Here is an 18,916-nt window from a genome sequence, read left to right as displayed (position 1 = left end):
GCCAATTAAATAACCTCGGCAGGACATGATGAAAAAGACAATTATTAAAGTAACGTGTATTAGCGCATTATTATTGAGCACACAGGGATGGTGCGGAAATACGTCCGTCGACCTTCGCTTTGGCCATAATACGCGCTCTGACGTAAATGATTCTCGTATTAAGGTTATGCATCAGGCGGATAACGGTTTTTACTTCTCCGTTGAAGCCGCACAAAACCATAACGACACCTTTTTTGGTGATACCGACCGAAATAATCCCGATGACAAAGGATTAACGGAGGCGGCACAGGAGATTGAAACGCGCTGGCGCTTCAATCTGGGCAATGGCTTTGCCGTTGCGCCTGGCATGGTGACGGTTTTCACCCCCAGTAATACCCACTATCGCCCCTTCATTCAGGGCTGGAAAGCGTTCGATAACGGTCTGAACCTCTCTGCCCGTTACCGTTATAACACCATCAATGACGCGCACAGCGACAAAGAACTCGACGGCAGCGGCTATACCCGACGTCAGTCACACCAGTTCGACATTTGGTTCGCGTACAACATTGGCAAATTCGGTATGTCCTACAACCCGCGCTTCCGCTGGCAGGATAATGTCGATCAGGGAACCGGGGATGATACCTACTGGGAGCATACCGTTGCGTTCAACTACCAGCTCGACGATGGCTGGACGCCTTACGTCGAGCTGGTGTCACTGGATAAAACCTATATCAACAATGACGGCAACCATGAAAATGATTATGCCGTACGTCTGGGGATAGTGAAGCAGCTCTGACGGCCTGACTACACCGTATCGTGCTGCAGCAGCCTGCAGCCGATACGGTCCACGGCGCTTAACAGTTCAAGCTGGCCCTCCCGCTGATACAGCGATACCGCATTAATGTCGATCGATAACGGCCAGCATAGCGTTGAGATCGACGCCAGCGTCGCCCCCTGACGGGTAATTGCAATAATCTTTAAGCCCTTGCGCAGCGCGTTTCGCGCCATTTCTATCAGCGACTGTGTCTCCCCGGATTTGCTGATCAGCACCAGCGTCCCCTTCGATACCCGTGTCAGCTGGTGCATGTCATTCAAAATAAGATGCGGCAGGCTCGCCAGCGATAAAAAGCGCGACAGGTAGTTGAGGCTGGTAAGCGAGGCGCCGCGTGCGTACAGATAGATATGGCTGGAATGGATGAGCAGCCTGGACACCTCCGCCACAATGTCGTCCGCCTGCGGACCCGCGTCGGGCACTGCAGGCGCCGGGGTAAAATGATCGCGTAAAAAACGATACCGAAGCTCGGTATAGCTTTTATACCCCATTTTTTTACACACACGATTAACGGATGTTGTCGTTGTAAAGGTATCACGGGCAATCTCTTTTGCCGAAATATTAGAAATATTACACGCGTGATGCTGAATGTATTCAAATATCAAGCGTTCACTTCCCTGGAATGAATTCATATATTACACCCTGTTTAATCCCGGCATGATATTAACACAACAGAGAAATAGTCTCTGGAAGGCGCTTCACACATTGCATTTACGCGTATCGCGATACGTAATTAGTATTAGCAAACGTTAAAAACTGTTTTAGGTTCTCTTTATACTTTCCCTGTTTTCACATCCAGGGAATTATGACAATGACGAAACAGAAAGTTGTCGCGGTAACGGCGTGCCCGACGGGCATTGCACATACCTTTATGGCGGCGAATAAAATTATTGCATGGGCTAAAGAGCACAATATTGAGGTTAAGGTCGAAACGCAGGGCAGCGACGGCGTTAAAAACCGCTTAACGAAGCAGGATATTGCCTCCGCCACGGCCATTATTCTGGCAACCGACGTCCCCATTCAGGATGCCGAGCGCTTTGAAAACATTCCCCACCTTCAGACCCGCACGCAAGAGCTGATCAAGCATACCGATCGCTATCTGCGTCAGGCGCTTGCCATGAAAAAAAACGTCACAACTGTCGTACATGAAGACGAACTCCAGCCTTCGGCTTACCAGATTTTTATCGGCCATATCATGGCGGCCATCAGCTATATGCTGCCGGTGGTGGTCATGGGCGGGCTGATGATGGCAACGGCCAAAATTACCGGCCAGTTTATTAACATCGACCATTCGCCGTTCAGCGTGCTGGATAAAGTGGGCTTTATGACCATTAAGTTCATGTATCCGGTTTTCGCCATGTATCTGGCGTTTTCCATTGCCGGCAAACCGGCGCTGATCCCCGGACTTATCGGCGGCATCATGTCAGACGAGGTCTACAAGCGCTTCTTTGATATCGAAGGCTTCATGCCGTCCGGCTTTTTCGGCGCGATCGGCATTGGCTTTTTTGTGGGCTATCTGGTGCGCTGGCTGAATGATTCCATTCACGTCCGCCAGCAGCTCACCACCATCAAGACCATGCTGGTCGTCCCACTGATCACCGGCATTACGCTGGTGATGGTCATGGAATATTTGATTAACCCGATTTTCGGCTCGCTTAACCAGCTGATGGTGGTCTTTTTTACCTCGGCAGGTGACACCGGGCGCGGATTCTATTCCGCGATGATCGCCGCAGGCACCGCGTTCGACCTGGGCGGCCCGGTCAACAAGGCGGCAGGCTCAGTCGCGCTCGGCCTGAATGGCATGAGCGAAACGTTTGATCTCACCGCCCGCGAACTCTCCATCGTGATCCCCTCTATTGGCGTCGGCTTTGCCGCGTTCCTCAACGGCCGCTTTGGACTACCGGATGTTTTTAGCCGGGAAGAGAAAACCGTTGGCAGCACCTCGTTGCTGTTGGGCGTGATTGGGATCTCCGAAGGCGCGATCCCGTTCATCCTGAAAAACCCACGTCTGATCCCGGTGTTCATGACCGGTGCCGTCGCCGGCGCGCTGGTCGCCATTGCACTCGGCGTGAAGCAGACGCTGCCGCTGCCGGCCATCTGGGGCTGGCCGCTGGCAACCAACGTGGCGGGCTACCTGGCGAGCGTCTTTATTGGCGCACTGATTTGCGCCCTGGGCGTGCTTTACGTCAGCCCAAAGAACGCCAGCTAAGGGGAAGGTCATGAATCAGATCCACGTCATTGCCCATACGCACTGGGATCAGGAGTGGTATTTCACCCGTCAGGACAGCATGGTGCTGGCATCATATAACTTTGCGGACGTCATCGACACGCTGGAGCAGGACCCGGCTTACAGCTGCTATCACCTTGACGGACAGATGGCGGTGGTAGAAGACTTTCTCGCCATCAATCCCGAGTATCGCACCAGGCTGGAGACGCTGGTCAGAGAGAAAAGGATTTTTGTGGGGCCGTGGTATACCCAGACGGACACCTACAACGTGCATGGCGAATCCATTATCCGCAACCTCAAATACGGCATCTTCTCTGCCCGTAAGCTGGGGCACGCCATGCAGGTTGGGTATCTTCCGGATACCTTCGGCCACAATGCGCAGATGCCCACAATTTTGCAGGGCTGCAATATCGACAACATCGTCTTCTGGCGCGGCATCGATCACGACAGACAGGCGAAAAGCAGCCAGTTCCTCTGGCGCGCGCCGTCAGGGGCGACCGTTATCGCCTGCGCGATGGCGCTCGGTTATGGCGCGGCTAAAAACATCTCTTCAGACGCGAGCCATTTGCAGGGAAAAATCTTCCCGATGGTCAATCTCCTGCGCTCGCGGGCCGGAATAAATGACCTGCTGCTGCCCTGCGGCGGCGATCAGGTCAGCATCGACCCGGCGCTGCCGAAAATCCTGCAGGTCGCCAGCGCACGCTCCCCGGATGAGGACCGGTACGTCATCAGTTCGCTGGAGCGCTACGTCGACATTCTGCGCGCGCAGCGTGAGCAGTTTGAATTCTGGGAAGGAGAGCTGAAATCGCCGCGCTACACCCGCATCCATAAAACGATCGGCTCCGTGCGCTACGACATTAAAAAGAAAAATGATGCAGTTGAGCAGTTCATCCTGCGGCAGCTGGAGCCGACAATCGCCATGGCGCGTCATCAGGGGCTGCCGGTCAACCTCTCGGTGGTCGATACGCTCTGGAAGAAGCTGTTGCGAAGCCATGCTCATGACTCCATCGGCGGCTGTAACAGCGATGCCACCAACCGCGATATTCTGCATCGACTGGAGCAAACCGAACAGCTGTGCCACAGCCTGTGGAATCTGGTGGTGAAAACCCTGGCCGCCGCCTGCGCTCGGGAAGGCGATCTGCTGATTTTTAACCCGCTGGGCACGCAAACGCAGCGCGTGGTGAAAACCACTCTCTATAGCCGCGCTGAAAATATCGCCCTGATGTATCAGGGGCAGGCCATCCCCTTCGACGTCCTGAAAAGAGACGTGTTGCCCGGCGGAACGGCGATCTCCCTTAACGCCGAAGGCGAGTGTGAAACGCCCCTTCCCCCTTATTACCGCTGGCACGTTGCTGTGAAAACACCGGTTCTGCCGCCGGTCGGCTATCTCAGCGTTAACGTTGAAGATGACCCGGCGCCTTTCCGGCAGCCTCAACAGACAACGGGCAGCGAGATAGAGAATGCACAGTATCGATTAACGCTGGACGACGGAACGCTAACCCTGCACGACAAACGCAGCGGCAGATGCATCCCCTCGTTCTTTACCCTTGAAGACTGTGCGGATGCGGGCGACAGCTACGATTTCTCACCGCTTGCGGGCGATACCCCGACGCGATGCGACCATTTCACGCTCGTCGGCTGCCTGAAAACGCCGCTTGTAGAAAAGCTGATCGTTGAAGCCACCCTGTTTCTTCCGCCAGATCTCGCCGGACGCCAGGATACTGCCCGAACGCCGTTATCCATTCGTCTGGAGTGCACATTACGCGAAGACGATCCGAACCTGTACGTCGAGGCTTCGCTGGAAAACAGCCACTGCGATCACCGGCTACGTTTACTGATCGGCAGCGATATTCGCACCCGTCATGCTATCGCCTCCCAGCCCTTCGCGATAATCCAGCGCGATACGGGGTGTGAGAGTGAAAACTGGCAGGAGCGCTATCGCGAGATGCCCGTGGATATCGAAACCACCGAAGGCATTATTGCTGTCGCGGAAGCGGGCAAAGCGCTGGTGGTGAATAGTCGTGGTATGAAGGAATTTCAGATTATCGGCAGCGAACCCGCGACGATTGCCCTGACGTTGTTTAAAGCGACGGGCGTGCTCGGGCGCAACGATCTCGACTGGCGACCGGGACGTGCGTCCGGCATTAATAATACGGTGGTTGAGACCCCCGACGCCCAGTTACTGAAACCGCTGCACTTTTCATTTACCGTCGCGCTGGCCGACAACGCCGACCATCTCACGCTTCGCCAGCTGGAAAACCAGGCTGCGGGACAGCCTTTCACCTATCAGCGGCAAACGCTACATACGCTCGATCACCGCCTTGAACGCTTTGCGTTGCGTCTGCCCGAGCATCAGCTTCCGGCACAATTCTCATTATTGACCCTGCCGGAGCCGCTAGTCCTTTCTGCCCTGCCCCATGCGCAACGGTCGAAGGGCACCGTCGTCCGGGTGTTTAACGCCGGGACGCAGCCGGTTCCCGTCCCGGAAAGTCTGGCGGGGCTACGTCAGATCAACTATCTGGAAGAGCCTGTGCCGCCGGTAACGGCAATCCCCCCTTTCGCAACCTGCGATTTTTTGATGGAGGCTTAATATGAACTTGCTTGCATTGACGCATCCCAATCTGGTTTTTATCAACCCGCCGCACCGTACGCCTGAAGCGCTGATCCGCTGGCTCGCCGAACCGCTCGCCAGGCGAGAAATCATCTGCGATGAAGAAACATTCATCCAGAGCGTGTTACAGCGCGAAAGCGAAGGCCCTACCGCGCTGGGTGAAGCGCTCGCCGTTCCGCACGGTAAAACCGAGGCGGTGCAGCAGGCGGCGTTTTGTCTGGCACTCTTTGACGACCCGATACGCTGGCCGGGGCTGGACGGTGATGAAGAGGTCAGAATGGTTTTCCTGCTCGCCATTCCGCCCGCGGAAGCAGGTAGTACCCATATGCAACTGCTGACGACGCTGACCAGTTTATTGACAGAAGATCGAGTGCGCGCGCAGCTTCTGGCGGCGCGCACCCGGGAAGAGGCGATGTCCGCCCTGAGTGCTGAAGAACCTCAAAAACAGGATGCGGCCCCTGACCGCTCCCTTCTCATTCCGGTGATACTGGGCAGTATCGCTACCGCAGCCTTTTTACAGGCAGGATTGAGCTGGGCCTGCGCGATGAATTAACCGAACGGCGCTCAGCACGCACCGCGTTGAGCGCTTGTTTTTGTTGAATAATTAATCAGATTTTTCCTTCGCGTCTTTACAAAGGCTGAAGCGCCCGCCGTTTGTACTCTCGTCTTTTTACTTTGTTCTGAATCAAAAAAATCGCAAACATGTTTGATGCAAATCACTATATGTAGAACTTAAAATGCACGCCGACCCAACATCTTGTATTAATCGTCTACTATTCCAACAACAAGACGGCGCTGACGCTGGCCGGAATTGTGGATAACACGAGCTGGGAACGGGGGAAGTCTTTGGCCTGACGGGGAATACGTCCGGTGAATACTTCTCCACCTCTGTGGATAACCTGTTTTTAAAAATGGAGTGATCATGACACCGCATGTGATGAAACGTGATGGCTGTAAAGTGCCGTTTAAATCAGAGCGCATCCAGGAAGCCATTCTGCGTGCAGCTAAAGCAGCGGGAGTCGATGACGCAGATTATTGCGCCACCGTCGCAGAAGTCGTTAGCAGCCAGATGACTGAACGCAGCCAGGTCGATATCAACGAGATCCAGACCGCGGTTGAAAACCAACTGATGGCTGGCCCCTACAAACAGTTAGCCCGCGCCTACATTGAGTATCGCCACGATCGCGACGTGCAGCGTGAGAAGCGCGGTCGCCTGAATCAGGAGATCCGTGGCCTGGTGGAGCAGACCAACTCTGCCCTGCTCAATGAAAACGCCAACAAAGACAGCAAAGTGATCCCGACCCAGCGCGATCTGCTGGCCGGTATCGTCGCCAAACACTATGCCCGCCAGCATCTGCTGCCGCGCGACGTGGTCTCGGCACACGAGCGCGGCGAGATCCACTATCACGACCTTGATTACTCGCCGTTCTTCCCGATGTTCAACTGCATGCTGATCGACCTGAAAGGCATGCTGACCCAGGGCTTTAAAATGGGTAACGCCGAGATTGAACCGCCTAAGTCGATCTCCACGGCGACAGCGGTAACGGCACAGATTATCGCTCAGGTGGCGAGCCACATTTATGGCGGGACCACCATTAACCGCATTGACGAAGTGCTGGCCCCGTTCGTGACGGCGAGCTTCAACAAGCATCGGAAAACTGCCGAAGAGTGGCAGATCCCGGACGCGGACGGCTATGCGCACTCCCGTACCGAAAAAGAGTGCTACGACGCGTTCCAGTCGCTGGAATATGAAGTGAACACGCTGCACACCGCCAACGGGCAGACGCCGTTTGTAACCTTCGGTTTTGGCCTGGGCACCAGCTGGGAATCACGCCTGATCCAGCAGTCCATTCTGCGCAACCGTATTTCCGGCCTCGGCAAGAACCGCAAAACCGCGGTGTTCCCGAAACTGGTGTTCGCCATCCGCGACGGCCTGAACCACAAGTTTGGCGATCCGAACTACGACATCAAACAGCTGGCGCTGGAGTGCGCGAGCAAGCGCATGTACCCGGACATTCTGAACTACGACCAGGTGGTAAAAGTCACCGGCTCGTTTAAAACGCCTATGGGCTGCCGCAGCTTCCTCGGGGTGTACGAGGATGAAAACGGCGAGCAGATCCACGACGGGCGTAACAACCTGGGCGTCATCAGCCTGAACCTGCCGCGCATCGCGCTGGAGGCCAAAGGCAATGAAGCTGAATTCTGGAAACTGCTGGATGAACGCCTGCAGCTGGCGCGTAAGGCGCTGATGACCCGTATCGCACGCCTTGAAGGGGTGAAAGCCCGCGTGGCGCCCATCCTCTATATGGAAGGGGCCTGCGGCGTGCGCCTGAAGGCGGACGATGACGTGTCCGAGATCTTCAAAAACGGCCGCGCGTCGATTTCGCTGGGCTATATCGGCATCCACGAAACCATCAACGCCCTGTCTGGCGACGCGCATATTTACGACAGCGCGGCCCTGCGCGAAAAAGGCATTGCGATTGTCCAGCGCCTGCGCGACGCGGTTGACCAGTGGAAAGAGGAAACTGGCTACGGGTTTAGCCTCTACAGTACGCCGAGCGAGAACCTGTGCGACCGCTTCTGCCGTCTGGACACCGCCGAGTTCGGGATTGTGGAAGGCGTGACCGACAAAGGGTACTACACCAACAGCTTCCACCTCGACGTGGAGAAAAAGGTAAACCCGTACGACAAGATCGACTTCGAAGCGGCCTATCCGCCCATCGCCAGCGGCGGGTTCATCTGCTACGGCGAGTACCCGAACATCCAGCACAACCTGAAGGCGCTGGAAGACGTATGGGATTATAGCTATCAGCACGTGCCGTATTACGGGACCAATACGCCAATCGACGAATGCTACGAGTGTGGCTTTACCGGTGAGTTCGAGTGTACGAGCAAAGGCTTTACCTGCCCGAAATGCGGCAACCACGATGCAGCCCGCGTGTCCGTGACCCGTCGCGTGTGCGGCTATCTCGGCAGCCCGGATGCCCGTCCGTTTAACGCCGGCAAGCAGGAAGAGGTGAAGCGCCGGGTGAAACATCTGGGGAATGGGCAGATCGGTTGAGCCACTGCCACATTTATGCCCGGTGGCGCTACGCTTACCGGGCCTACAATCCGCACTCACACTGTACCCGGCTTGGTTAACCGCTATGAACTACCATCAGTACTACCCCGTCGATATTGTCAACGGCCCCGGCACCCGCTGCACCCTGTTCGTTTCAGGTTGCGTTCACGAGTGCCCCGGCTGCTACAACAAAAGCACCTGGCGCGTAAATTCCGGCATGCCGTTTACCGCTGAAATGGAAGACCGCATCATCGACGACCTGAACGACACGCGCATCAAACGCCAGGGGATTTCGCTCTCCGGCGGCGATCCGCTCCATCCGCAAAACGTGCCGGAGATCCTGAAGCTGGTGAAGCGCATTCACCGCGAGTGTGCGGGAAAAGATATCTGGGTCTGGACGGGATATAAGCTGGAAGAGCTGAATGCTGCTCAGAGGGAAGTCGTGGATTTGATTAACGTGCTGGTGGACGGCAAGTTCGTGCAGGATTTAAAAGACCCGGCCCTGATCTGGCGCGGCAGCAGCAACCAGGTTGTGCATCATTTGCGGTGAATGAAGGCGGATAACCTCTATCCGCCTGGCCTCAAAACCGGCTCAAACTCTCCATCGCCTCAGCCTTAAACGCCGCAAAATCCTCGCACTGGCACAGGCGCGTCATCGCGCGTTCTCGCAGGAAAGTGACGAAGATGTCGTAAATCGCCATCGCCTCTTCGTACTCGCTTTTGCTGATGGCGAGCAGGAAGATGACGTGCGCCGTTTCATCCCCCCACTGAATACCCTGCGGAGCCAGCACCGTATAGACCACCGTTTTCTGTGCCAGCAGGCCGAGGGAGTGCGGCAGCGCGATGCCGTCGCCGAGCATGGTGCTGACGATAGCTTCACGCTCAACGACCGAATCCAGAAACTCCGCGCCGACAAAGCCTTCGCGTTCAAGCTGGTCACACAGCTCGCGGAACAGCGTTTGCTGGTCAACAGGCTTGTAGAGAATGCGGAAATGGGCCGCGTCGAAGTATTTCTCCAGCATCCACGGGCGGGTGCGGTCCACCAGCACCAGCTTGCCGATCTGCTCTAACTGATAATCGGTCGGGAACGGAGCGATCGTCACCACCGGTTTAGATTTTTCACTCACGCGGGCGGTGGAGATGACAAAGTCTTCACCGATGGCATCCGCCAGCTCGTACTCGCGCAGAGTGAGCGTGCGCGTCACCTCGATCTGCGGGTATTTGCGCTGGAGCACCGCCTCGATCATGCGCACCATCGCATTACCGGCGTCGCACACCAGCAGCACGCGTGGCTGGCGCTGGTAGCCGATGTTATAGTGGCGCTCCAGCCCCACGCCGATGTGCAGCACCAGAAAACCAATCTCGTTTTCGCTGATCGCATATGGCGTGTATTTCCCCCAGCTCGACACCGCCGCGAGGGTCATATCCCACGCCATCGGATAGTGCTGCTTGATGTTGTCCAGCAGCGGATTGGGGATCATGATTTGATAGCGCACGCGGGTGATCATGGTTTTGATGTGCGTGAGCAGATCGGCGTGCAGCTGCGCGTCGCTGAGCAGGTTGTAGTTATAGTGGGTGTTGATGTAGCGCAGGATATAGTTGACCAGCGCTTCGTCGTCGTCGGCGTTAATCGCGCTGGGAGCAATCTCCTGAATCTGCCGCGCCGCGATGTGGACGCACAGCCAGCTCTCTTCCGATGGCGCAAGCGCCTTGCCCGCCAGCTCCTGAATGGCCACCGCGATATCCTTCGCCGCCTCGCGCACGTTCTCTTCCACGTCATCCGCGTGGAATTCCGGCAGCGGATACCCCTCGCTGATGCGCCGCACCGACACCGCGCAGTACAGGCGCAGGAACAGTTCGCCTTCGTCGGTCAGACGAATGTGATGGCGGGTGAGCGCGTCGTGAAGCACGACCACCATCTGCTCCGGTACCCCAGCGTTGAGCGCGACCTCCGTCACCAGCGGGTTAAGGCTGTCCTGCTGCGCCAGCTCCCACAGAAGATCGGTCAGGCAGGCGCGGACCGACATCTCGCTGCCAAACAGCTTCATGCCGTGGCGCGGGCGGGTTTCCAGCGTCAGGTTATAGCGCTGGAACCACTCGCGCACTTCCACCATGTCGCTCTGCAAGGTGGCGCGGCTGACAAACCACTCGTCGGCCAGATCTTCAAGCTTAAGTGAAAACGCCGACGTCAGGAAACGCACCACCAGATAGTGCACGCGCTCCGGTCCCGTTCGGGGAATACGCAGCGCGCGCGGGTGCGATGCCTGCAGCTGCTGATAGCGCTCGGCATCGTCAATTTTAAGCTGGTAGCCGTTACCCCGGCTCAGAATAAACTGCGCGCCGTGGCTCGCCAGCAGCGCGTTCAGGGCGGTGATATCTGCGCGGACGGTTCGCGTGGAGACCGACAGCCGCTGCGCCAGCTCGTCCTGCGGCAGCGTCTCGTTTTGCAACAGATCGAAAAGTTGCGCTAAACGTTGGTTCGGAAATCGCACGTCGTTGTCCTCTTACTGCTCAGGGTGAAATGACCATCTGGGATGGGCTGCCGACCGGGGTATAGTCTGGCTCGGCGCTCAGCTTGCCGTCCGGCGCCACGCGGAAACGGGTAATGTTGTCGCTGCGCTGGTTCATGACGTACAGCCAGCGTCCCTGCTGATCGAGCGTCAGGGTGCGCGGGTAGTCGCCGCGCGTCCAAACATCCTCCTGATGCGTCAGCGTGCCCTCCGCTGTTACGGTAAAGTGCCCGATGCTGTTATGCAAACGGTTCGCCACATACAGCTGTTTACCATCGGCGCTTAGCGCCAGCCCGGCAGCAAAACTGGTGCCTTTGTAACCGTCCGGCAGGGCAGAGACCGTTTTGCCCTCTTTCAGCCTGCCGCTGCTGTCCAGCACATAATGGGTGAGCGTCGACGCCTCTTCGTTAATCAGCCACAGGGCATCGCCTTTCGGCGTAAAGACGAAGTGGCGCGGACCGGCACCTTTCGAAGAGGCGCTGATAAACGGCGGATCGTTCGGCGTTAGCTTTCCGGTTCGATCGTCAAAGCGGTACTGATAGATACGATCCAGCCCAAGATCGGTGGAAAAAACGTACTTCCCGCTCGGATCGGCGGCGATCATGTGCGCATGCGGGCCGTTGTGATCGCTGATCGCGAAACTGCCCTCAACGGCCGCTTCCGGCTTCGCCACGCCCGGTTCGCCCTGGTCCTGATGTCTGTCCGTCGCGTCACCCAGGCTGCCGTCCGCGTTGACGGGCAAAACGGCAATCGATCCGCTGACGTAGTTCGCCACCAGCAGATGCTTGCCGTTTGGCGTTAGCGAAAGATACACCGGCCCGGCGCCGCCGGAGGCCACCTGATTCAGCTCGCTCAGCTCACCGTTATCGCCGACGCGCAGCGCCTGCACCACGCCCTGCTCTACTTCGCTTGCCAGATACAGCGTTTTACCGTCTTGCGAAAGGGTCAACTGCGCCGCGTTCGGCAGTTTGCTCACCAGCGTTTTATCGTCCAGCGCGCCGGTTTGCGGGTCAACGGTAAAACGGTACAGCCCTTCACCGTTCGGATTATAGGTGCCCACCCAGGCGTATTGCGTCTGGGCGATAGCGGCGGTGGCGAGCATTGAGAGTGAAGCGACAAGCAGGTTACGGGTGTGCATGGTGGCTCCTTTATATGTGTGAGTTCTACTTCACCAGCTTCTTCGTCATCGCCAGCAGCGTACGCACATCTTCGGGACGCGTATCACCGCTGGCTTTGTCGATAATCGAACTGTAGATGTGCGGGATGATTTTGCTTACGCCCGCGTCGAGGGCGATCTGCAGGATCGCCTCATAATTTTCCAGATCGATACCCCCCGTCGGCTCCAGCCAGAAGTCGTGACGGGCGCAGGCTTCCGCCACCGCCTGGTATTCGTCACGGCACTTGAGGCCGCCCATCGGGAAGTACTTGATCGAGCTGCCGCCGAAGTCTTTCAGCAGGGCAATCGCCGTTTCAACCGGCACGATGCCGTCCGGCGCTTTGCTGCTCAGCGGGCCGGTGGAGATTTTCACCATGCCGACGGTACCGGTCGGAGAGACCAGGCCATTGACCACCGATTCATTCTGCCCCAGCAGCGCGCGGCTCGCTGCCACGCCGGTGAAGACCTGATTAACGTGCTGCGGCTGCACCTGGCGGGAGATCTCGCTCACCATCGCCGACTGGTTCGGATCGCCCGCGCCCAGCCCCACGGAGAGAGCGTTATCAATCAGCGCCGCGTATTCACGCATATCCGCGACCGCGCTCGCCACGTCCGGGTAATTTTTGGAGAGCACGCCCACCAGCACATGACCTTCCGCCGCCTCGTAAATGGCGCTGGCGTTGGCCTTTGAGCCGGCCAGCACGTTCAGGCAGACGCGATCACGGTAAAAATTGGGGGTCAGTTTCATGCGTTTTTCTCCTGTCCTAATACTTCGCTAATGCGGCGGTAGACGATGTTCAGCTGGTCAGCACTTACGCTGCGCACGTCCGCTTCGATAATCCCTTCGTTGGCCTTGTAGCCACGGAAATAGATGGCGTACTCGCCCTGCTTGAGCGCGTTCACCAGGTCACCCGTGCCGACGCCAGTGGTGGCTTCGTCGAACTTAATTTCGGTGCGGGCGATATCGCGACCCGCGCTGTCCCAGACCACGCGGGCGGTGACGCCGTTCAGGGTGTTGAGCGCGTCGATAAACGGTGTCATCTTCGCCACCATCTCGGCACCGCTTTCCTTGGTGGCCGTCAGGTAGTGTTCAATGGCGCAGGTCAGGCCAAGGATCCCCTCTTTACCCACCTTCATAGCGCGGCCAATGCCCGCCGTCTGGCGTTTCACCCACTCGACGTACTGGGTTTTGCCGATCACCAGGCCGCTGGTTGGCCCCTCGATCGCCTTCGCGCCGCTGTAAATCACCAGATCCGCGCCGGAGCGGTAGTACACGTGCAGATCTTCTTCCGCAGCGGCATCGACGATCAGCGGCAGGGAGTGTTTACGTGCGACGACTGCCGCCTGCTCGACGCTGAGCATGCTTTTCTGCACGCAGTGGTGCGATTTGATGTAGAGGATCGCCGCCGTGCGCGGGGTGATGGCCGCCGCCAGCTGGTCGGCGGAACATTCGTTGGCGTAACCCGCTTCCACCAGCTTGCCGCCGCCCAGCGCCACCATGGTGCCGACCGGCGCGCCAAAGTTAACGTTGTGGCCTTTCGGCAGGACGATTTCATTGTTCTCGATTGGGGTGACGTGCAGGTTTTCCAGCAGCCAGTCGCTGTCTTTCACCAGCACCGCCGCCACGGACTGGGCGATGCCCGCCGACGCGCAGGAGACCACCGTCGCGCCTTCCACATCCAGCAGCTTCGCGATGTATTCCCCGGTTTTATTGACCAGATCCTTCATCTCGAAGTAATGATTCATGCCGTCCATCGCCGCCTGCACTACTTCCGGGCGCGGCGTGGAGACGCCCAGCGCCGTCATGCGGCCAGAGGTGTTGATAACCTGCTTTAAATTATACTTCTCATAAATCGAAGGCATGTTCCGTGCTCCCTTGTTCGGTCATGTAGCCCTTGCCCGCGCGGATCGCGGCAAGCGGCACCAGAATGTGTTCAGCCTGCAGGCTGTCGTTTTCAGCGTCCGTCAGCACCGTTGGCTGGCGTTTAATCGTGAACAGCGTCAGGTCAGCGTCGAGACCCGGCTGAATGCGGCCCTTGCGCGTCAGGCGCAGGCCGTCGGCGGCGTTCGAGGTCACGCAGTCAATCACCTGCGGCAATGACATGCCGATGGCGAGAAACTTCGACATCACGCTTGCCAGCGAGCCAACCGGGCCGTTGATGCGGTTGCGGCAGTAGATATCCGAGCTGATGGTGTGCGGCAGAATGCCCATCGCGATGGCGCGTTTCGCCACCTCAAAGCTAAAGCTCGCCGTACCGTGGCCGACGTCCAGACGCACGCCGCGCTTAAGGGCGGAGGTGATGGAGGCGCGCAGCTCGCCGGACGGCGTCAGAATGCGGTTAGGCTTCCCGTTATAGCAGTGGGTAATGATGTCGCCGGAGCTTAACAGCTCGGCGATTTCATCGAGGTTCGGCGGGTTATTGCCGATGTGCACCATCAGCGGCAAATCGCCATTCTCTTTCTGGATGGCTTTGGCGCGCTCCAGCGGCGTGATGCCGTTTTCACCGACCACGCTGCTGCTCATGCGCGCCTTCAGGCCGACAATAAAATCCGGGTGGCGCTTCACCGCCTGCTTCACCGCATCGGCGTCAATGTTTGCCATGTTGGCCAGCTCGTTCTGGGCAATCAGCCCCACGCGGGAGATATTCAGCAGGGCAAAGACCTCGGTGGAGGCCTTGCGGGTAATCGCGTAGAAATCGTCCACGTCGTCGGCCCCGGTGCTGCCCGCGTCCACCACGGTAGTGACGCCGGTGGCAATACCCACGCTGTCCGGCTCGTCGTGGTAAATCGGTGAGTTCGGGTAGCAGTGAACGTGGGAGTCAATCCAGCCCGCGCTAACGTACACGTCACCGTTAAGCTCAACCGTTTTACGGGCCGGAGCGTCAATTTCGCCCGTCGCGGCGATCTTCCCGTCCTGAATGGCGATATCGGTCAGGGTATCGTCGGCGAGGCGCGCACGGCGCAGGAGTAAATCAAACATGAGGATCTCCTGATAGGGCGGGCGCCGGAGCGCCCGCGGGTATTAAAGGGCGACCGGGAACAGCCAGCCCAAAATCATTGCGCCGAGGATGGCGCCACCGGTAATCGGCTTCTGCCAGATGTAGAACAGCAGTGCGCCTACCAGCGAACCGACGCCGATTGGAATGGAGGCGGTCATCGCGCTGAGGATAATCAGCGGCCCGAGGAAGCGGCCGGAGGCGTTACCCGCGCCCATCATCACGTCTGCGCCGTAGGTGGAGTTGCTCTGGTTGATGGTGAACTTACGCGCCAGGATGATGACGTAGCCAATCGCCAGACCAATCACCAGGCCGGTAATCAGCGAGGCAATGAAGTTGGTCACCGGGAACATGATCCCCGCGCCCAGCAGCAGCGCCGGTACGCCGAGGCCCACTCCGGTCTGGATCGCCCCACCGATGTCGAGAATACCCACCAGCGACCCTTCAATAATGCGGGCGAACAGGAAGCTCGCGCCGAACGCCGCCACCGCGCCGTAGACGCCGGTATCGATTCCCGCTTTCAGCATCGCCACGAAGGCCACTTCGTTAAACGCGCCGATGCCGTAGAGGTAGTACATGTGCGTCCCGGCGAAGACGCCGGAGGAGAGCAGGCCAACGAAGATCGGGAACGACCAGTCGGCATACCAAAAACCTTTATTCTGTTCCATTTAGAGGCTCCTGTTATTTACCGCTGAGCGAGTTGTGGATCATGTCGAGCCAGTTCGGCACGGTCAGATGGAAGGATTCGATCATCTTCATGTCGAAGCCGCGGAAGAAGCCGCTCAACACGAACAGCAGCACGATCGCCGCCATCATCACTTTGGTGACGTGGTTCCAGCCGCTCTCTTCCACGCCTTTACCGATCAGGATGCCGAGAACCAGACCCGGTACGGCGTTCCCCATGATCAGCTGCGCCGCGCCGCCGAAGATGGTGGCCCAGAAGCCCGATTTTTTACCCGCGTCGATGGCCGCCAGCCAGAAGATCACCGGCATCACGGTGTTAACCAGCAGGTTCGCGGCAGGCACCAGCACCTTCACGGCGGTAACCTGCAGCGCTGCCGGCACGGAGGAGGCGGTCAGGTTCAGGAAGGTGACGACGAGCATGCCAATCACGCCGCAGGCAATCGCCATTTTGCGGGGATCGTGCAGCGTTTCGCCGACGTTACGGTTTTTGATCATCAGTGCAGCAGCACCCCAGTTCGGGATGATGCGGTGGTCAACGTCCTGTGTGAAGGCACCTGCAGCCACGGAAGAGGCCCAGGCGTTAAAGAAGAAACCTAACCCAAAGGAGAAGTGGGACGCCGGATCCCCTTCACAGGAGTTCAGTTCCCCCAACGTACGAAACGCGCCCATACCCTGAGTGGTAGGCGCATGAAACATGCGTGCAGCCCCGGCTCCGACACCGACGCCAACCAGGCCGCCAATGATGAGCGATTTTATTAATATAATTAAGAACATCAGTCTGCCCTTTTATGAATAATCAGCGTTGCGTGACGAAATCCACCCGGTCAAGATTGATGGCGGTCACGTTGACGGTCACATCCAGCTCCACGCTGTAGGTGCGTCTTTCCCGGCGCAAAAAGAAGAACAGAAACGCTTCTTTACGCACCGCTTCTTGCGCCTGAACTACCTGCACATCCTGTGGCTCAATACGCAGTAAGATATGCGGTGAGGCTTTCATCACCGCTGCCTGAACGTGGTTGAGGGCGTCGGCAAAGGCGCGCGCTTTGGCATCGCCCTTCCCCTTCACTCTCACCGTGGTTGTGAACTGTTCTTTCATGCTTATGCGCCGTATTTCTTCTGCCACGCCTGCACCAGACGCTCGCCCAGCTCTTCTTTATCCATAAAGCCAAAGCCCAGCACGTTGCAGCCTTCGTTGATGGCGGTCACGCCCTCTTCCACGGAACGCATGCCGTATTTGGCCTTGTAGCCATATTTGGTTTGGGCGGTGATGGCGCCCGCGCCGCCGCTGCCGCAGAAGGAGATGCCGAAGGTGGCGTTTTCCGCTTTCATTACGTCCCCGAGCTTCATGTCCGCCGCCATGCCCGGCACAACCACTGCGCGTCCACCTGCTTTTTCCACACCCGCAGCCACTTTCTGACCTTTACCCAGGCGATCGCCAATCACGACTGTAATCTGTTCCATGTGTTGCTCCTTAAAGGTTGTCTTTCGCGACTTCAAAGTGAACGGAGAGCAGCCAGGCCTCTTCATCAGGAAGGTTGCCAAACTGCGCCACCACTTCACGGGCAAGCTGCATTGAATCTGGTGAAATTTCGTCGAACAGCTCTGCTTCAACCTCCGGCAGCGGCTCGCCGGTCACGGACCGGTGCGCCATTGCGCGAACGTGGGAGGTGAGCATCTGCTCCTGTACCGCATTGGGGATGATGTTGTGCCGGGCCAGCAGGGCATAAACCTGCTGCAGCATGGTGTTCGCGAGCTGTTCTGTTTGCACCGCCTGTTCCCCAACGTCGTTCATTACCGCTCCGTTAATCACTCGTCTTACCCCGTTAATGGCTCTGGAATAAAACTAACGTTGGGCGTGAAGGGTTTGTAGCGAGTTGTTTTCCACTTCGAAGTGGAAAGGCGAGCCGCAGCAGTGATCTGTGCCACATAAATATGGTGAATCTGGATTAACAGCCGCATTTACGTGATGAATATCACGCTATTAAGCGGCACTAAACAGGTAAGCGGAGTGGAAAAGTTTACGAGCAGGCTCGTAGAAATGTGACGTGGATAAGGTTTTCTTATGGGGATTCGCTAGAGTGGCTGCGGGTGCTTGAGACTGACCGTCTCAGGCATGGGACGGAAAGTGGAAAGCCCCGCCTGATAGAAAATCAGGGCGGGGGCTCGAAACGACACGTCGGACCGTGGAGTTCGCTACCTCGCCCGCTTTAAAGCAAGGAGGCATCCATGAAACGCCGATCCCCAATTATCCGGGTTTCGATGATTGTTGCTTTGACAATAATCATCTTAACGCTGGTGACGAGGAAAACACTGTGCGAGATCCGTTTTCGAAACGGCTCGCTTGAAGTGACAGCGCGGATGGATTGTCGCTCCGGCCAGTAGGGAGCAAGGATGCGGGGGCGCTTAGTGCGCCTCCGCATACGGAGGAAGGACGTACAGCTCAGGCACCCAATTAACGGTATTTCTTGTGATACGTGTTGCGCGTCGCCACAAACTGGTCGGCCGCCGCCTGGGCTTCCTTCACTTTGCCTTCGTTAGCCAGCTTCAGCGCGCCGTCGATCTGACCGACCAGCACGTCAAAGCCGTGGCGATAGTCTTTCATCTCTGCGCTGTCTGCCGCTTTGCTTTCCAGCTTTGGCGGCGTCGCTTTTTGCGCGTCCAGCGCCGCTTCACGCATTTTGGTCAGTGCGCCTTTCATTTCCGCCGCATTGTCCGTTTTCTGCACTACCTTCAGGTTTTGACTGAGGATGTCCATGTTGTCTTCGAGATCGGCAGCAAACGCAGAAGAGCCAAGAACCAGCGTTGAAGCCGCGACGATCGCTAACAGGTGTTTACGCATTGCTCACTTCCTTTTTTATTA

19 protein-coding genes are annotated in these 18,916 nt (G+C 57.6%); 7 read left to right on the top strand and 12 right to left on the bottom strand.

Annotated features, from left to right (window positions below; genetic code table 11):
- Positions 1-28 precede the first annotated feature (28 nt).
- A complete protein-coding gene (locus tag ACMGGH_RS07920) occupies positions 29-775 on the top strand; it encodes an oligogalacturonate-specific porin KdgM family protein (RefSeq protein ID WP_028015309.1) in 747 nt (248 codons plus the stop codon).
- Positions 776-783: 8 nt separating this feature from the next.
- On the opposite strand, the gene ACMGGH_RS07915 is transcribed toward ACMGGH_RS07920, so the two are convergent.
- Positions 784-1,443, bottom strand: coding sequence for a MurR/RpiR family transcriptional regulator (locus tag ACMGGH_RS07915; protein WP_041911449.1), 660 nt, complete (start codon positions 1,441-1,443; stop codon positions 784-786).
- Positions 1,444-1,622: 179 nt separating this feature from the next.
- Here ACMGGH_RS07915 and ACMGGH_RS07910 point away from each other — a divergent pair, with 179 nt between their 5' ends.
- From ACMGGH_RS07910 to nrdG, 5 genes are all read left to right on the top strand, one after another.
- Positions 1,623-3,020 (top strand): PTS fructose transporter subunit IIC, encoded by a 1,398-nt coding sequence (locus ACMGGH_RS07910; RefSeq protein ID WP_232948687.1) that lies wholly within the window; start codon positions 1,623-1,625, stop codon positions 3,018-3,020.
- A 10-nt stretch (positions 3,021-3,030) separates the two neighbouring features.
- On the top strand, positions 3,031-5,628 hold the full coding sequence (locus tag ACMGGH_RS07905) for a glycoside hydrolase family 38 C-terminal domain-containing protein (RefSeq protein ID WP_232948688.1): 2,598 nt from the start codon (positions 3,031-3,033) through the stop codon (positions 5,626-5,628).
- A 1-nt stretch (position 5,629) separates the two neighbouring features.
- A complete protein-coding gene (locus ACMGGH_RS07900) occupies positions 5,630-6,202 on the top strand; it encodes a fructose PTS transporter subunit IIA (RefSeq protein ID WP_232948689.1) in 573 nt (190 codons plus the stop codon).
- A gap of 369 nt (positions 6,203-6,571) precedes the next feature.
- Positions 6,572-8,710, top strand: a complete 2,139-nt coding sequence (gene nrdD / locus ACMGGH_RS07895; protein WP_193541702.1) for an anaerobic ribonucleoside-triphosphate reductase — start codon at positions 6,572-6,574, stop codon at positions 8,708-8,710.
- Between the two features lie 85 nt (positions 8,711-8,795).
- Positions 8,796-9,260, top strand: a complete 465-nt coding sequence (gene nrdG / locus ACMGGH_RS07890; RefSeq protein ID WP_060573503.1) for an anaerobic ribonucleoside-triphosphate reductase-activating protein — start codon at positions 8,796-8,798, stop codon at positions 9,258-9,260.
- A 31-nt stretch (positions 9,261-9,291) separates the two neighbouring features.
- On the opposite strand, the gene ACMGGH_RS07885 is transcribed toward nrdG, so the two are convergent.
- From ACMGGH_RS07885 to ACMGGH_RS07840, 10 genes are read right to left on the bottom strand one after another with little or no spacing between them, the layout of a single operon-like run.
- On the bottom strand, positions 9,292-11,202 hold the full coding sequence (locus ACMGGH_RS07885) for a BglG family transcription antiterminator (RefSeq protein WP_193052606.1): 1,911 nt from the start codon (positions 11,200-11,202) through the stop codon (positions 9,292-9,294).
- 19 nt (positions 11,203-11,221) lie between these two features.
- Complete coding sequence (locus ACMGGH_RS07880; RefSeq protein WP_193052607.1) at positions 11,222-12,358, bottom strand: lactonase family protein; 1,137 nt, start codon at positions 12,356-12,358, stop codon at positions 11,222-11,224.
- A 25-nt stretch (positions 12,359-12,383) separates the two neighbouring features.
- Positions 12,384-13,124, bottom strand: a complete 741-nt coding sequence (gene dagF, locus ACMGGH_RS07875; RefSeq protein WP_041911457.1) for a 2-dehydro-3-deoxy-phosphogluconate aldolase — start codon at positions 13,122-13,124, stop codon at positions 12,384-12,386.
- Positions 13,121-14,239, bottom strand: coding sequence for a DgaE family pyridoxal phosphate-dependent ammonia lyase (locus ACMGGH_RS07870; RefSeq protein WP_028015299.1), 1,119 nt, complete (start codon positions 14,237-14,239; stop codon positions 13,121-13,123). Before ACMGGH_RS07870 ends, dagF begins: the two co-directional genes overlap by 4 nt.
- The gene (locus ACMGGH_RS07865) at positions 14,223-15,356 is read right to left on the bottom strand and encodes an amidohydrolase/deacetylase family metallohydrolase (protein ID WP_048960841.1); all 1,134 of its coding nucleotides are present in this window, start codon (positions 15,354-15,356) and stop codon (positions 14,223-14,225) included. Before ACMGGH_RS07865 ends, ACMGGH_RS07870 begins: the two co-directional genes overlap by 17 nt.
- Positions 15,357-15,398: 42 nt before the next feature.
- A complete protein-coding gene (locus ACMGGH_RS07860; protein ID WP_003856081.1) occupies positions 15,399-16,040 on the bottom strand; it encodes a DUF4310 family protein in 642 nt (213 codons plus the stop codon).
- A 13-nt stretch (positions 16,041-16,053) separates the two neighbouring features.
- The gene (locus ACMGGH_RS07855; protein WP_023310182.1) at positions 16,054-16,830 is read right to left on the bottom strand and encodes a DUF4311 domain-containing protein; all 777 of its coding nucleotides are present in this window, start codon (positions 16,828-16,830) and stop codon (positions 16,054-16,056) included.
- Between the two features lie 22 nt (positions 16,831-16,852).
- A complete protein-coding gene (locus ACMGGH_RS07850) occupies positions 16,853-17,152 on the bottom strand; it encodes a DUF4312 family protein (RefSeq protein WP_008501409.1) in 300 nt (99 codons plus the stop codon).
- A 2-nt stretch (positions 17,153-17,154) separates the two neighbouring features.
- Positions 17,155-17,517, bottom strand: a complete 363-nt coding sequence (locus ACMGGH_RS07845) for an SFCGS family glycine-rich protein (protein WP_023293430.1) — start codon at positions 17,515-17,517, stop codon at positions 17,155-17,157.
- 10 nt (positions 17,518-17,527) lie between these two features.
- Positions 17,528-17,866: a PRD domain-containing protein gene (locus ACMGGH_RS07840; RefSeq protein ID WP_026080657.1), complete on the bottom strand. Its 339-nt coding sequence runs from the start codon at positions 17,864-17,866 to the stop codon at positions 17,528-17,530.
- 416 nt (positions 17,867-18,282) lie between these two features.
- Between ACMGGH_RS07840 and ACMGGH_RS07835 the strand changes: the two genes are divergently transcribed.
- Positions 18,283-18,438 (top strand): Hok/Gef family protein, encoded by a 156-nt coding sequence (locus ACMGGH_RS07835; protein WP_072032036.1) that lies wholly within the window; start codon positions 18,283-18,285, stop codon positions 18,436-18,438.
- A 70-nt stretch (positions 18,439-18,508) separates the two neighbouring features.
- On the opposite strand, the gene cybC is transcribed toward ACMGGH_RS07835, so the two are convergent.
- On the bottom strand, positions 18,509-18,895 hold the full coding sequence (cybC, locus tag ACMGGH_RS07830; protein ID WP_028015297.1) for a cytochrome b562: 387 nt from the start codon (positions 18,893-18,895) through the stop codon (positions 18,509-18,511).
- Positions 18,896-18,916 lie beyond the last annotated feature (21 nt).

Origin of the sequence: Enterobacter sp. BNK-16 (genome assembly GCF_048684955.1) — a bacterium.
Classification (GTDB): Bacteria; Pseudomonadota; Gammaproteobacteria; order Enterobacterales; family Enterobacteriaceae; genus Enterobacter; species Enterobacter bugandensis.
This window is presented reverse-complemented; position numbering and strand designations above follow the sequence as displayed.